This is a genomic window from Microbacterium azadirachtae, from assembly GCF_000956505.1.
Taxonomy (GTDB): Bacteria; Actinomycetota; Actinomycetes; order Actinomycetales; family Microbacteriaceae; genus Microbacterium; species Microbacterium azadirachtae_A.
The window spans coordinates 113,551-128,146 of sequence record NZ_JYIX01000037.1 but is presented as its reverse complement, the minus strand read 5'-3'; the positions used below and the strand labels follow the sequence as shown (position 1 = coordinate 128,146).

Sequence of the window (14,596 nt, the reverse complement as noted above, 5' to 3'; positions counted from 1 at the left end):
ACTTCATTCATGTGCAATATAGACAATTGCTGATGTTGATATCACACGTTAGCGTAATGCCAGCGCGATGACCACGACCATCGCCCATACCCAGGAGGACTCCATGACGGAACGTCCCGACCGCACGCGCCCCGCCACCCTGTCGGACGCGAGCCTCGCCGTCCATGCCGGTATCCAGGTCGACTCGACCAAGGCCCTGCGGACGCCGCTCGTGATGGCGAACTCCTATCTCCTTCCGGAGGATCCGAGCGAGATCAGCTGGTCTGCGACCGCGCCGGGTCTCTACACGCGCAACACGGGCGTCAACCAGCAGGCGCTGCAGGACAAGCTCGCCGCGCTCGAGGGCGGAGAGGACGCCGTCGCGCTCGCGTCGGGGGTCGCGGCACTGCACGCCGTGTTCTTCACGCACGTCCGTGTGGGCGACCACGTGGTCGTGAGTGACGTGACCTACGAGGCGACCTGGCGGCTGTGGACGGAGCTGCTGCCGCAGCGCTACGGCATCGAGGCGACGTTCGTCGACATCACCGACCACGACGCCGTGCGGGCGGCGATGCGGCCGAACACCCGCCTCGTGTGCGTGGAGGCGATGGCGAACCCGACGACGCAGGTGACCGACGTCGCGGCCATCGCCGACATCGCGCACGGCGCCGGGGCCATCCTCATGGTCGACTCCACCTACACGCCCCCGCCCTGCTACCGCCCCCTCCGGGACGGCGCCGACCTGGTCGTCCACTCCCTGACCAAGTACATCAACGGGCACGGCGACGCCATGGGCGGGGCCGTCATCGGGCGGCATGAGCTGATCGAGCCGATCAAGGCGGATGCGATGGTCGACGTGGGCGGGATCATCTCGCCGTTCAACGCGTGGCAGATCCAGCGCGGATCCGTCACGCTGCCGCTGCGGATGCGTCAGCACCTCGCGTCGGCGCAGGCGATCGCCGAGCTCCTGGCCGACGACCCCCGCGTCGCCTACATCTACTACCCCGGTCTGCCCTCGCACCCGCAGCACGAGCTCGCGGCCCGCCAGTTCGACGGTGCGTTCGGCGGGATGATGGCCTTCGCCGTCGACGGCGGCCCCGATGTGCAGAACCGCTTCGTCGCGAACCTGCGCCTGATCACCTCGGGCTTCTCGCTCGGACACGACGACTCCCTCATCGTGCACACGGGGACCGAGGGAGGCCGCGTGTCCACATACCCGGAGCCTTTCCGAAGGCTGGGTCACCTGCGCCTGTCGGTCGGGCTGGAGGACACGCACGACCTGCTCGCGGATCTGCGCGCGGCGCTCGACGCCACGTTCCGCTGAAGGCCCGCAGATTCGGCAATCCTACGGATGGTGGCGGCCGTGGCCTGGGCCCAGGCTGTTGCGCATGACCGATCGTCCCCGCATCCTGCTCGTCCACGGCGCCTGGGTGGGCGCCTGGGAATTCGCCGACGCCGTGGCCTTGCTCCGCGAGCGGGGCTGGGAGGTGGAGGCCCTCGATCTGCCCTCGACGGGGTCGACCGCCGGTCTGGCCGCCGACGCGGCCGCGGTCACCGCGGCGCTCGATGCGATGCCGGGCCCCGTGATTCTCGTCGGTCACTCCTACGGGGGCGTGCCGATCACGCAGGCGGGCGATCATCCCGCGGTGCAGCACCTCGTCTATGTGGCCGCCTTCGTTCTCGACGCCGGCGAGAGCGTGCAGAGCTCCCTCGGCGGTGAGCTCCCCGAGCTCTGGCACGTCGAGGACGGACAGGTCTCTCTGGGACGGGATCGCGCGGCGCGCATCGCGATGGTGAGCTCAGACTTCCCGCCCGGAACACCGGCCGAAGCCGCCGAGCAGCTGGCCGACATGTTCCGCCCGCAGTCCCTCGCGTCGCTCCAGGGCGAGGTCAGCAGCGTCGCGTGGAAGCGCAAGCCGGCGACATACGTGCTCACCGAGAACGACGTGCTCGTCCCACCGCCCTTCCAGGAGCTCCTCGCGACCCGCGCCGGAGCCGAGATCGTGCGGGTGCCGACAGGCCACGCGCCCTTCCAGGAGGATCCGGCGGGCTTCGTCGCCGTGATCGAGGCGGTCGCCGCCGGCTCCGCGGACGAGCGGTGATCCACCCGGGAAAAGCGAAACGGCCCGCCGAAGCGAGCCGTTTCTTACTGTCTCAACACAGTGTGGGTCTTTTGTGGGGCCGAGGTTCTTTCCGGCTGGACTCGCGCGACGACCAGTTGGTGGCGTTCCCGCGGTAACGATTAAGACTCTTCCAGCCAACAACCTCGCAGCTGGCGCGGCATGCCGGAGGCAATGTCCGCCATGCCGCCGATACTGGGGGCATGGCCGGGGGCTGTTGGACCAAGTCAAAGGAGGGTGCCGGTGCAAACGTTTCTGGCTGAGCACACGTGGGACGTGTTGATCGGCGTTGGTGCGATGGCGTTGGGAGCGGTCGCGTCGTTTCTTCTGAACTTTGTTCGCAGGGGTGGAGGGCGAGACTGGTGACGCCGCCGACCTGGTTCGCAGTAGTGTCCGCACTCGCACTGATCGTCCCCGGAGTGATCGTCGGCTCAGCGTTTGCCGACATGATTGCACTTCCTGTTGCAGGGCAACGGCGCTCACTCAACGACGCACTCGTAATTGCCCGTAAGGCGACGCCGTGGCGGTTGCGGAGAGCGTCGCGCCCGCGTCGCAGGTCTAACGACCCGGATGCAGAGAGGGCCATGGCCTTCTTCATGATGTTCGGCTTGGTCGTCGCCGTTGCCAGGTACTCGCAGTACGTCGGCGAGATCGCGTATGCACTTGTGCTGTTCTCCGCGGTCGTCTTCGTCGGCACGATGCTGTCGTTCGTCGTCTTCTGGGCCAAGAAGTGCGTCGATGGTCGCTCAGTCGTGTGGCGGATTCTGCTGAGTTCGGTGCTTTGGACTACCGGGTGGTTCAACGCATACTGGCTCCAAAACGCGCCTCTGCATGGTGATGCTGTTGGTCGCCTCCGCGCACGTGTCGAGCAGTACGGTGCGATCGGAGCATTCTTCAAGGCCCCACCTGGCGAATTCCAACAGGTAGCAAACCAGATGATCGGGGCATTCCTTTGCCTCCTGATGCTCGTCGTCTTCATTGCGCTGTGCTTGGCGAGCATCTCCGGTGTGTACATCGCGTCCTATGGTCGTCCGCGCTGGTTCTGGCTCTCGCTTTTCTGGACAAACGGATGGGCTGTTCAGCTTTGGGTCTGGGTGCTCGCCGTTGGGGTTGGAGTCGTCGCGCTCTTCTGCACGAGCGGCGTGGCGTTCGACGGCGGCGACGCCCTCGCAAAATGGTTCAGCACCCTCATTCCAACGCCAACGCCAACGCCGTAGACGACTGCAAGCGGTGGCGGTGTTCCAGTTTGCATTCGAAGACGGCAACACACTCGCCTGGGAAGCCCGAGCTGAGATGGTCTCCGGCATCGCATCACGGTCCCTAAACGGCGATGTATCGTGGCGGGCCGTCTCGTGGGCTGGTCTCGCGCAAGACCAAAAGAAGGCGGTGGAGATGATTGACTTCGCTCCGGGATCGTTGCTCGATGCAGGGTTTTCCCGTCACTCTCAGGTGGGTGCGCGCCGCCCGCGAGATCTCCAAGACTGCCATGCAGGTCGTCAAGAACGCGAAGACCGACGAAGTCGCAGACGAGCGACGGAACATCGACGTCGACCGGGCGGGTGTTGTCTGCGCTCGCTCGCAAGTCGAGCTGCTACTCCTGGCGCGGCCAGAGCCCGACCGACTGCCTGTACTCAGTCGCGTCGGCATGCTCGGTGAATTCGAGCATGTTCCCGACCTTCTCTAGGAGGACATCGCGAACCTCTGCAGGTGTGGCGAAGAAGAACTCCTTGCGCGAATTCGCGCGGTTGAGCGCGCGATCCGCGAAGTGCCTGTGAAGATCCGCTTCCAGCGAGACTGCGTCTTCTGAGAAGTACAGTGTGTGCGTGTCGAACCGGAAGGGCACCGACGCGCCTCCCAATTCATAGATCCGCTCGCGAGGTTCAAGTCGCCGTGTAAGACCGATCTTGACTACGTTCTTGCCGAACGCGCCCTCGTTCGAGATCACGTAAACGTAGCCAGCACGGATGTTTGCGGCCCGGAAGTCGTTCTGCGCGATCGCTTCGTCCACCTCGCCGAGCCGATGGGCAAGAGCCTCGTCGTACTCACCCTTCTCCTTGAGGGCGGCGAGCATGTTGAGCAGATGCGCGCGCTCCTTGTCGAGGCGTTCACGCTCCTCTGCGAGTTCACGTTCGACCCGCTTCTCCTCACGAAGGCGGGCACGCTCCTCTCGCTGCGCTTCCCTCTCTTCTTGTTTCTTCATGAGCCAGTCAGCCGTCAGTTCGAGCTCCTCGATGCGGAGCGCATGGAACTCGTCGCTGATTCGCATTTCCATCATCGAGCCCAGCTTTGCAATCGCCGCACGGGAGGCTTCGAGCCGTTTCTTCGCGATAACGGTGTTCCCCGCCCGAAGAGTGCGCAGGACATTCTCAGCCTCCGCGTTGTACGCGCGGAGCATCAGCTTGGACAGATCACCGGTCATCCGACGGCCTTGCGCAAGCGAGTTGTTAAAACTGAACAGCTCCGACTTGATGATCGCGCGTGCGCTCTTCACTAGCTCGGCAATGCGCAATCCGATCAGCTCAAGGCGCTGCTGGTACGCGGCTGCCGTCTCGAGAGGGTGGTGGTAGCGGTAGATGCCAACCTCTTGAAGAACGCGTGCGTCGTTCAGCTCAATGGCATCGTCTTCGGCGTTGCTCCTGAGCCGAGCCTTGAGCGACGCGATCTCCGCTTCCAGATACGCGACGCGAGCGGAGCCTGACGAGGATAGTTCCTCGGGTGTAGTTGATTCGCGAACTCTCACCTCGGGTTCGCCTGCCAGCTCCGGTGCCCTTTCGCTGCTCTCTCCATCGTCACCGATCCACAGCTGCCATCCCTCAGGCGGAGTCGGCCACGCGGGATCCGGCGTCCAGCTTGGAGGCGGCACCCAGCCTGCTGGCGGTTTCGGCCATCCTGGTGGGGGATTGAACCTCAGCGCTGGCTCACTCATTTCCGCGCCGAATGCCGCCTGATGCGATCGGCACCAGTCCCTGGGGGTTCTTCGACACGGCGGCGCCGAGATGGGCCAATGTAGCGGCTGGCACAACGGCGCGAAGATCGAGCCCGCTGAACTGCTCACGGTTGGCCGCAACTGCGACGAAGGGTACGTACAGCGGCTGACCCGTCGCCGGACTGATCGTCTCTGTGCCGAGTTCGAGCGAGATGCTCCGAATCAGTCCACGCCGATCGGCTTCGAACACCTCGTGGATCGTCCGCAAGGCGACGTTGTTTACGATCGTGGCATAGCGATCCTTCGCGTCCTTCTGCGTTGCCGCCGTCGGCGTGATCTCGTCGTTGGCCTTGACATAGCGGTACTGCTTGATCGTGGGCACGGTCTCCGGCCCGGGAATGCGCACGCTGACGAAGAGCTCAGAAGTACTCGGCTCGAAGACGGAGCTGTGTGTTACGGGGAAGTCCTCGGGGTAGACAGAGTTCGCGAGGACGATCTCGACATACTCTTTCACCGCATCAGCAGTTCCATACCCCAGGCCGGCGATTAGCTGATCGAGAGCCTCGTTCTGCTCTTTCGCCTCTGCCTCTCGCGCCGCGCATTCAGTCTCGTACTTTGCGGTTTCGACTGCGAGCTGCTCTTCCCTGCGTCGTTCGGCTTCGTTGTGCGCCGCGTCCTGAGCGGCCCGACGAGCGGGAAGCTCCTCCGTCGCCGCCGTCCAGGCCCAGTAGTCCTCCGCGTATTGACGTTCAACGGCTTCTTGCGCCTCGGCCGTCTTCTGCTTGCGACCGAACAGCCCCTTCACAGCCTCTGGCTCCCGCTTGACCGGGAGTGGCGGGTCCGGGATGGGCTTCGGCGCGGGAACTGGAACCTTCAGATCCAATCGGGGAAAGGATGGATGTTCCGCGAATACCCGGAGGGTCTCGAGGTCGACAAAATCATCGACGTCAAGCGTTGCTGTCAGCAGACTGTCGAGGATCTGGTACCTGTCCTGAAGTGTCGAGTTCAGCTCCTCGACTTCCGCTTGACGCGCTTCGACATGCGCGAGCGCGGCTTCGCGCTCAAGACGCTTACGGTCCTGCTCTGATGCGCGCGCGGCCGCCACTCGTGCGCGCTCCGCCGCCCGCTGAGCCTGCTCCGCACGCCTGACCGCGGCGGAGTGCTCACGAGCTGCCTGCCGCTGGCGCTGCTCCGCGATCCTCGCTTGATGCTGCATCTCGGCAAAGAATCCACGCCGTCGCGCCATTCGACCATCTCCCCAGTCTCGGTTCAGAGCCGACAATGACTGATGACTTGCTCACGCTCGACTCGCTGCAGAAAACTCAGACTATCGGTTGGGTCGGACGTACTAATGCGATCGCAGGAGCAGGCGAGCGAAGCGCTGTGCACAGCAGGGTGAGCGCCCGAGCTGACCCTCGACGACGCCAGAGACCCGCCGGGTCGTGCGCGCATACGTGAGTGATTCCAACCCGCCCCGAGGCCACGGCTCCTGCCAGCCAACTGCAGAATCACGCGGATCCGCGCCGAATGCCCGCGAGGAAGTCAACTGATTCGCGATCAGCTAAGGAAGATCCGGCGGGCTTCGTCGCCGTGATCGAGGCGGTCGCGGCCGGCTCGGCGGACGAGCGGTGATCTCTCAGGGAAAGGCGAAACGGCCCGCCGAAGCGAGCCGTTTCTTACTGTCTCAACACAGTGTGCGCCTGGAGGGACTCGAACCCCCAACCTTCTGATCCGTAGTCAGATGCTCTATCCATTGAGCTACAGGCGCATCCGGTCTTTCACAAGACCGCCCGCTCTCGCGGGCCTCGTCAACAATACCTCAGAGCCGGCCCGGAACGCGAATCGGGAGCGCCACGAGCGGGACCGCCGGGCGTGGCGGCCGTCAGCGCAGCTGCCGCGCGGTGCGCTTCTCCTCGCGCTCCGCCGCCTTCGCGGCAGCCTTGTCGGCCTTCTCCGCGACCTTGTCGGCCTTCTCGCGGTTCTTGCGGCGCGCGCGCTGATCGGAGGCGAGCGCCTGCAGGTCGACGAGCCGCAGCGCCTGCATCCGGGCCTCGCGCATGGTCGCGTAGTCGGGATCCTCGTCCGGCCGCATGGCCTCGACCGTGAGCCGGCTCTGCAGGTTGCCGGCGACGTCGCCCCACGCGGCGGCGCGGGCGGCCTCGACGAGGAAGCGCAGCGTCTCCCCGTCCTCCGCCATTTCGCGCAGGCGATCCGCGACCGCCGAGGACTGCTTCGCGCGGCGCTTGAGGTTGCGCACATCGCGGTCGCGGTAGTCGTGAGTGCCGTGCGGATCGGAGTACCGGCCGTGCGCGCGCTTGCGCAGCTTGGTGGCGAGCTCCGCCGCCTCCTCCGACTCCGCGGCGAGCGCGAGCAGCGCCTCCCGCGCGTCGTTCATGTACTTGGCGACGTCGAAGGACCCGCCCTGCGCGATCGTGCCCACGAGGATGTGGTTCTTGACGGTCAGACGGGCGGCAGACGTGGCGATCGCCACGCCCTCGGCGATGGCGTCCGCGCTCTTTCCCACTCCGACCTCCTCTGACATCGAGCGTACCGGTTCCCGTTCCGCAAGAGCAGGACCATGAGGCAGGATGGGACCAGCGTCTGCGCCCACCCGACGCATGCGATGAAGCGTGCGAGGGCGCAGCGGTAGGAGGAGCGTTGCCCGTTCTCGACGCATCAGGGCGCAGCAGTGCCATCACCGGCGCCGCCCATGGCATCGGCGCAGACACCGCCAGAGCGCTCGCGCGCCGCGGTGCGAACCTCGCGCTCATCGACCGCGACCGGGCGGGGCTCGCCCTCGTCGCCGATGAGCTGCGCGCCGCCGGCAGCACCGTGACCGTGCATCCGGTCGACCTGCGCGACGACGACGCCGTCGCCGCGATCGGGGAGGAGATCGAGGCCGCGCATCCCGAGCTGCAGACGCTGATCACCTGCGCCGGATCCTCGATGCTCGGATCCCTCGACCAGCTCACGATGGAGGAGATGCGCTGGCTGATGGACGTGAACCTCTGGGGCACGGTGTCCATCACCAAGGCACTGCTGCCCGCTCTGCGCCGCTCCCCCGCCGCCCACATCACGCACATCGCGAGCATCTACGCGCTCGCCTCTCCGGGCGGCCGGATCCCCTACTCCATGACGAAGTTCGCCGTGCGCGCGTTCTCCGAGGCCCTCATGCACGAGGTCGAGGGGTCGACGGTCACGGTCGGCGCGGTCTATCCGTCCGGTGTGCGCACGGGCATCATCCTGCACGGGCGCTACGCCTCCTCGATCGATCCGGGGGTCGCGGGACGGGCCGCCGCCGCGCAGGCCGCGATGTACCACATGGAGCCGTCCGACGCTGCGGAGCGCATCGTGCGGGCCACGCTGCAGCGCAGGGCCCGTACCCTGGTCGGCAGGGAGACGCGCCTCGTGGACGCGCTCGTCCGACTCGCCCCCGTGCGCTACTGGGCGCCGATGCGGCGTCCGCTGCGCGAGGCGATCGACACGACGACGCCGATGTCGCCGCGCTGACCGGCGTCACTCGCCGGCGACGGATGCATCCTCGCGCTCGATCGACACGGCGTCGCGCGCGGCCGCGGCACGTGCGCGGATCGCGGCCGTCTCGGCGTTGTAGGCCGCGAGCTTGCGCAGGGCCGTCGTGGTGCCCGCCCGCAGGTGGCGCTGCACGCGCAGCCGCAGCGTCGCCGTGTCCCGTGCCGCGAACGACTCGAAGATGCGGGCGTGATCCTCGGCCATTGCGATCAGGTCGTCGTGGTCCTTGAACAGCAGCAGCAGACGCCCGCGCATCATGCCGAGGATCTCGTTGACCGTCGCGTTCTCGGCGAGCTCCGCCATGATCAGGTGGAACTCCGCCCCCGCGGTGCGCGCCGCGGCCGCATCCCCAACCCCTGCCGCCGCGAACTCGCGCTCGAGCGCCGCCTCGACCTTCGCGATCCCGTCCGCTGTGTGCCGGAGCGCGGCGATCTCGAAGACGAGCACCTCCAGCACGTCGCGCACCTGAGCGATGTCGCGCACATCGTCCTCGGTGAACTGGCGCACTACGGCCCACGACCTGGGACGCGCGGTGAGCATCCCCTCCGTGAGCAGCTGCCGGATCGCCTCCCGCACCGGGAGCCGGCTCACGGCGAGCTCGTCCGCGATGTCCCGCTCGATGAGACGGTCACCGGATCGGCGCTGCCCGGACAGGATCGAGTCGCGCAGGAGCCGGACCACCCTGGCCGACTCGAGCTCCACGCTGCCCGCGTTCCCCATGGGGCCATTGTGGCACCGACACGCCCGGCAGCAAGCTGTGAGCCCGGATCCGGGAGCGGAACCGGGGCCGCCGCGCTCGGCGGATCCCGGGCTCCGTCAGGGGCTGGTCGGCGTCCCGTGCTCGTCGAGCCAGTCGAGCACCTGCTGGGCGGCGTCCTGCACCGGCAGGGCTGCGTCGACGACGAAGCCCGCTTCGTCGGGCCCGAGCGGTTCGAGCGTGTCGAGCTGGGAATCCAGCAGCGAGGCCGGCATGAAGTGCCCCAGCCGGCGGCCGAGCCGCTCGGCGAGATCGTGCTTGGTGCCCTCGAGATGCACGAACTCCACACCCGGCCGGGCCAGGATCTCGCGATAGCTGCGCCGCAGCGCCGAGCAGGTCACGACGCCCGGCTCACCGGCCTCCTGCTTCGCGACGATCCACTCGCGGATCAGCTCGAGCCAGGGGCGGCGATCCTCGTCGGTGAGCGGGATCCCTGCCTCCATCTTCGCGACGTTCGCCGCGGGATGCAGGTCGTCCCCCTCCTCGAGCGCCCAGCCCAGGCGCCCGGCCAGCACTCCGGCCAGCGTGCTCTTGCCCGATCCGGAGACCCCCATCACGACGAGGATCGTCGGCGGAACCGTCTGCGTCGTCATCATCGCCCGTCCCCCGATCAGCCCACGAACACGCCGATGACCAGGACGCCGGCGAGGCCGACGACCGAGATCAGGCACTCCATGATCGACCACGACTTCAGCGTCTGCGGGATGCTCAGGCCGAAGTACTCCTTGATGAGCCAGAAACCCGCGTCATTAACGTGCGAGAGGAAGACGGATCCGGCGCCGATCGCGAGCACCAGCAGCGAGGCTCCCGCAGGCGACAGGCCGAGGTCGTGCACGAGCGGCTGCAGGATGCCGGCGGCCGTGATGGTGGCGACCGTGGCGGATCCCGTCGCCACGCGGATCAGGACGGCGACGAGCCAGGCGAAGAACAGGACGACGGGCAGCGCCCCGCCGATGCCCGAGATCGCGTGCGCGATCACCGTGCCGATCGTGGAGTCGACGAGCACCTGCTTGAAGCCGCCGCCGGCGCCCACGATGAGCAGGATTCCGGCGATCGCGGGGAGCGACGCCGACACCGAGGCACCGACCTGCTTCGAGGACATGCCGCCCCCGCGGCCGAGCACGACCATGCCGACCAGCACGGCGATGAGCAGCGCGATGACCGGCTTGCCGAGGAAGTCGATGATGCCCTTGAACGCCGAGGTGTCGTTCGGGGCGACGATGTCGACGATCGCGGAGAGCAGCATCAGGACGACCGGAAGCAGGATGCTGAACAGCGTGGTGCCGAAGCCGGGACGCTTGCGCGCCTGAACGGTCTCGGTCTCACCGGACTGGGAGGTGTCCTCGGCGGTCTGGAACAGCGCGGGCACGGGAACGTCGACCCAGCGGGCCGCGAGGCGACCGAACAGGGGGCCGGCGACGATCACGGTCGGGATCGCGATGAGGACGCCGAACGCGAGCGTGAGACCGAGGTTCGCGCCGATCAGGCTGATCGCGGCGAGCGGTCCGGGGTGCGGCGGCACCAGGCCGTGCATGGCCGAGAGCCCCGCGAGCGTCGGGATCGCGATCTTCATCAGGGAGACGCCGGAGCGACGCGCGACCAGGATGATCACCGGGACGAGCAGCACGAGACCGACCTCGAAGAACATGGGCAGGCCGATCAGCGCGCCCACCAGGCCCATGACCCAGGGCAGCGCCGCGGCGCTCGCCCGGGAGACCAGGGTGTCCACGATCCGGTCCGCACCGCCGGAGTCGGCGAGCAGCTTGCCGTAGATCGCGCCGAGGGCAATCAGCACGCCGACCCCGCCGGCCGTGGATCCGAAGCCGTTGGAGAAGCTCGTGACCGTCTGCGTCGCGGACATGCCGGCGACGAGGCCGGTGACGAGCGCACCGATCAGGAGCGAGAGGAACGGATGCAGCTTGACCCAGGTGATCAGCACCACGATGGTCGCGATGCCGATGAGCGCCGCGAGGATCAGCACCCATTCCGGGGCGGTCGTCGTGGGCGGGACGGGATCTGCGGCCGTGAGGAGCGTTCCGGGAACGGCGGCGAGAAGGTTCGATGACATGGCCATGAGCTTCCTTGGTCTGGCGGAGAGATTTCGCCTCAGCGTAAGCGATAAGTAGGACTTAATCAAGCACCGGTCTGCTATACACAGATCTACAAGGGGTTTCGACGTCGTTCTTGCCGGGCTATCGCCATAATGGGCTTCATGGCAGAAGGGACCCGCGAGGCGGCATCCGCGCAGCACCGCCGGCTGCTCGACGCGATCGGCATGCGCATCGTGGAGGGCGAGCTGGCACCGGGCGCCCGGCTGCTCACGGCCGACGTCGCCGCGGAGTACGGGGCCTCCCGCTCGGCGATGCGCGAAGTGGTGCGCGTGCTCGAGACGATGGGCATGGTCGAGGTGCGCCGCCGGGCCGGAGTCGAGGTCCTGCCGGCCGAGCGCTGGAGTCCGTACGCGCCCGAGGTGATCCGCTGGCGGCTGGACGGATCCGACCGGCTCGGCGCCCTGCACGAGCTCAGCCAGCTGCGCTCCGCGATCGAGCCGCTCGCCGCACGCCTCGCCGCCGCGCACGCCTCCCCCGAACAGCGCGCCACGCTCGTCAGGGCGGTGCTCGGGATGGTCGAGCACGGCGACAGGGCCGACGAGCCCGTCTACCTGCAGCACGACATCGACTTCCACGCGGCCGTGCTGCGCGGCTCGGGCAACCCCTACCTGGCCGGTCTCACCGATGTGGTCGCCGAGCTGCTGCACGGACGCACGGCGCACGCGCTCATGCCGCATCGCGCGGATGCGACCGCCCTGCGGCTGCATCAGGACGTCGCGGCCGCGATCACCTCGCGCGACCCCGAGGCGGCCGCGACCGCGATGGCCGCGATCGTGACCGAGGCCGACGACGCCGTGGAGTCGATGGCCAAGCCCGAGGCCTGAGACCCGAACGCGGACCTTAACCCCGCTGATAGCTTCCGGACAGCGCCCGCTGAGCGCCCGGCACGCATAATCGACCCATGGCGAACACGAAGAGCGAGGCGGGACGCGGAACGCACGCGCCCAGCGCGCTGCCTCGTCTGCTCGCCGCCTCCGTGCGCGGGGTGCGCCGGGTGCGCCGCCCCGCGACGCCGACCGCACCGGCCTTCGATCTCGCGTACGTGCGCAGCGGACCGCGCTCCGCGGCGCCGATCGTCGTGATCCCCGGCGGCCCGGGACTCGGATCCGTGCTCCCCTACCGGCGGTTCCGGCGCAGGGCCGCCGCCCTCGGGCTCGACGTCATCATGATGGAGCACCGCGGCGTCGGCCTGTCCCGCACCGACCTCGAGGGGCGCAGCCTGCCGCTCTCGGCGATGCGCATGGTCGACGTGATCGACGACCTCGCCGCCGTCCTGGAGCGGGAGGGCGTGCACCGCGCGTACGTCTCCGGGTCCTCGTACGGCAGCTACGTCGCGGCGGCGTTCGGCGCCCGCCACCCCGGCCGGGTCGCCGGGATGCTGCTGGACTCCGCCCTCCAGTCGGTCGCGGATCGCGACGCCGAGCGCGCGATGATCCGCGAGCTGTTCCTCGACGGCGACACCCGGATCGCCGCCTCGGTGCGCGAACTGCTCGACGACGGATCGGATCCGCGCATCCTCCTCGGCGTGCTGCGCGCGGCCTATGAGCTCGGCGGAGAGGGGCTCCTCGAACCGCTGCTGCGCCAGCGCGTGCACGACGCCCGGCGCACGGATCGGAGCGGACGTCCCCGCCACGACTCCCGCGGGCACGGATCGGTGTGGTCGGCCCTGGAGGCGTACGTCGACAAGGCCGAGTCCGAGGCGCACGTGCCGGGGTTCTACGAGTTCGACCTGGTCGGCGCGATCGCGTTCCGCGAACTGGGATTCGGGCCGGATCCGGACGGATCCGCCCTCGACCCCTCGCTCACCTACGCGGCGGTCGCCGACAGGTTCCCCCGGTTCGCCGGCGAACCGTTCGACCTGCCGGCCGCGGCGGCCGGCTTCGACTGGCCCACCGTGCTGCTGACCGGCTCGCGCGACCTGCGCACCCCCGCCGCGGTGGCGCGCCGCGTGGCCGCGGCCGCACCCGACACGGTGCTCGTCGAGATCGACAACGGGCACAGCGCTCTCGAATCGCACCCGCTCGCGCTGCTGCACGCGCTGCAGCGGCTGAGCCGGGGCGAGCAGCGCCGGCTGCCCGCCGAGAGCGCGATGATGAGCGCGCTCCCCCGGCGCGGACTCGTGGCGGGCCTCCCTCGGCTGCTCACCACGGGCACGCGCTGGGAGGCGGCGCTGCGGCCCTGAGCCGCACGCGGACGCGATTCGGCCCCGCGGGCGCGCGTCTGCCAGGAATGGATCCCAGGTCCATTCGGTTGCATAGACCGTGACCTCATCCCGCTCCGACCTCCTCGCCGCCGACACCGCGATGGGCGCTGTGACGCTGCTCGTCGCCGATCTCGACGCGATGACCGCGTACTACCGCGAGGCGGTCACGCTGCGGGTCCTGTCCGCCGAGGGCGACCGCGTGGTGCTCGGCCGCGGCACGACGCCGGTGGTGATCCTGCAGCACAGCCCCGACCTGAAGCACGCGGCGCCGCGCGCGGCGGGACTGTTCCACACCGCGATCCTGTTCGAGACGCAGGCGGCCCTCGCCGCCGCGCTGTACTCCGTCGCGCAGCACGCCCCCGGAACCTTCACCGGCAGCGCGGATCACCTGGTCAGCCAGGCGTTCTACTTCACGGATCCCGAGGGCAACGGAGTCGAACTGTACTGGGATCGCGACCGCACGCAGTGGAGCTGGGCGCACGGCCGGATCGAGATGGACACCCTGTACCTGGATCCGAACGCGTTCCTCGGCGAGCATCTCACCGAGAGCGGCACCGCAGACCCTGTGATCGGCGGCGCGAGCGTCGGCCACGTGCACCTCTCGGTCGGCGACGTGGCCTCGGCGCGCGAGTTCTACGTGCACCGACTCGGCTTCGAGACCACCTCGGAGCTCGGCGGATCGGCGCTGTTCGTGAGCGCCGGCGGCTACCACCACCACATGGCGATGAACACGTGGAACAGCGCGGGTGCGGGCCGGCGCTCCCCGGCGCTGGGCCTCGGCCGCGTCGACATCGTCCTGCCGGGGGCGGATGACCTCGGCTCCGTCGCCGAGCGCATGACGCATTTCGGCGTCCCCGTGCGTGACGACGGACGAACGCTCGCGTTCGAGGATCCCTGGGCGAACGCGATCCGCCTCACGACCGCGGGCTGACGAGCCGGACCGAGGACCGCGGGGCGAGTCCCCGATCC

General features: G+C 68.3%; 13 protein-coding genes and 1 tRNA gene. 7 read left to right on the top strand and 7 right to left on the bottom strand.

The genetic code is table 11. The features are described from left to right. Window positions 1-103 precede the first annotated feature (103 nt). The 3 genes from RS86_RS13440 to RS86_RS13430 all read left to right on the top strand — a co-directional run bounded on the left by RS86_RS13440 (window position 104) and on the right by RS86_RS13430 (window position 3,316). Complete coding sequence (locus RS86_RS13440; protein ID WP_045272754.1) at window positions 104-1,303, top strand: trans-sulfuration enzyme family protein; 1,200 nt, start codon at window positions 104-106, stop codon at window positions 1,301-1,303. 64 nt (window positions 1,304-1,367) lie between these two features. Continuing rightward, window positions 1,368-2,081 carry an alpha/beta hydrolase gene (locus tag RS86_RS13435; RefSeq protein ID WP_052680266.1) on the top strand — a complete coding sequence of 238 codons (714 nt, stop codon included), beginning with the start codon at window positions 1,368-1,370 and terminating at the stop codon, window positions 2,079-2,081. A gap of 380 nt (window positions 2,082-2,461) precedes the next feature. Next, the gene (locus RS86_RS13430) at window positions 2,462-3,316 is read left to right on the top strand and encodes a hypothetical protein (RefSeq protein WP_152642175.1); all 855 of its coding nucleotides are present in this window, start codon (window positions 2,462-2,464) and stop codon (window positions 3,314-3,316) included. 374 nt (window positions 3,317-3,690) lie between these two features. Here RS86_RS13430 and RS86_RS13425 read toward each other — a convergent pair whose 3' ends face one another. From RS86_RS13425 to RS86_RS13410, 4 genes are all read right to left on the bottom strand, one after another. Further along, entirely contained in the window at window positions 3,691-5,025 is a 1,335-nt protein-coding gene (locus tag RS86_RS13425) for a DUF4041 domain-containing protein (protein ID WP_045272751.1), read from the bottom strand. After that, the gene (locus RS86_RS13420; RefSeq protein WP_052680265.1) at window positions 5,018-6,271 is read right to left on the bottom strand and encodes a hypothetical protein; all 1,254 of its coding nucleotides are present in this window, start codon (window positions 6,269-6,271) and stop codon (window positions 5,018-5,020) included. The genes RS86_RS13425 and RS86_RS13420 overlap by 8 nt, the downstream gene beginning before the upstream one ends. 449 nt (window positions 6,272-6,720) lie before the next feature. Then, window positions 6,721-6,793, bottom strand: a tRNA-Arg gene (locus tag RS86_RS13415). Window positions 6,794-6,907: 114 nt separating this feature from the next. Continuing rightward, window positions 6,908-7,549, bottom strand: a complete 642-nt coding sequence (locus tag RS86_RS13410; protein WP_052680264.1) for a hypothetical protein — start codon at window positions 7,547-7,549, stop codon at window positions 6,908-6,910. Between the two features lie 134 nt (window positions 7,550-7,683). On the opposite strand from RS86_RS13410, the gene RS86_RS13405 reads away from it, so the two are divergent. Beyond that, window positions 7,684-8,535 (top strand): SDR family NAD(P)-dependent oxidoreductase, encoded by an 852-nt coding sequence (locus tag RS86_RS13405; protein WP_045272748.1) that lies wholly within the window; start codon window positions 7,684-7,686, stop codon window positions 8,533-8,535. 6 nt (window positions 8,536-8,541) lie between these two features. Here the strand turns inward: RS86_RS13405 and RS86_RS13400 are convergent, their stop codons facing one another. The 3 genes from RS86_RS13400 to RS86_RS13390 all read right to left on the bottom strand — a co-directional run bounded on the left by RS86_RS13400 (window position 8,542) and on the right by RS86_RS13390 (window position 11,381). Next, window positions 8,542-9,276, bottom strand: a complete 735-nt coding sequence (locus tag RS86_RS13400) for a GntR family transcriptional regulator (RefSeq protein ID WP_082076778.1) — start codon at window positions 9,274-9,276, stop codon at window positions 8,542-8,544. 96 nt (window positions 9,277-9,372) lie between these two features. After that, on the bottom strand, window positions 9,373-9,909 hold the full coding sequence (locus tag RS86_RS13395) for a gluconokinase (protein WP_235281777.1): 537 nt from the start codon (window positions 9,907-9,909) through the stop codon (window positions 9,373-9,375). Between the two features lie 14 nt (window positions 9,910-9,923). Beyond that, on the bottom strand, window positions 9,924-11,381 hold the full coding sequence (locus tag RS86_RS13390) for a GntP family permease (protein ID WP_045272929.1): 1,458 nt from the start codon (window positions 11,379-11,381) through the stop codon (window positions 9,924-9,926). 144 nt (window positions 11,382-11,525) lie between these two features. Between RS86_RS13390 and RS86_RS13385 the strand changes: the two genes are divergently transcribed. The 3 genes from RS86_RS13385 to RS86_RS13375 all read left to right on the top strand — a co-directional run bounded on the left by RS86_RS13385 (window position 11,526) and on the right by RS86_RS13375 (window position 14,558). Further along, window positions 11,526-12,248 (top strand): FadR/GntR family transcriptional regulator, encoded by a 723-nt coding sequence (locus tag RS86_RS13385; RefSeq protein ID WP_045272747.1) that lies wholly within the window; start codon window positions 11,526-11,528, stop codon window positions 12,246-12,248. A gap of 77 nt (window positions 12,249-12,325) precedes the next feature. Then, window positions 12,326-13,606 carry an alpha/beta fold hydrolase gene (locus RS86_RS13380; protein ID WP_082076777.1) on the top strand — a complete coding sequence of 427 codons (1,281 nt, stop codon included), beginning with the start codon at window positions 12,326-12,328 and terminating at the stop codon, window positions 13,604-13,606. A gap of 121 nt (window positions 13,607-13,727) precedes the next feature. Further along, window positions 13,728-14,558, top strand: a complete 831-nt coding sequence (locus tag RS86_RS13375; RefSeq protein WP_082076800.1) for a VOC family protein — start codon at window positions 13,728-13,730, stop codon at window positions 14,556-14,558. Window positions 14,559-14,596: the final 38 nt, after the last annotated feature.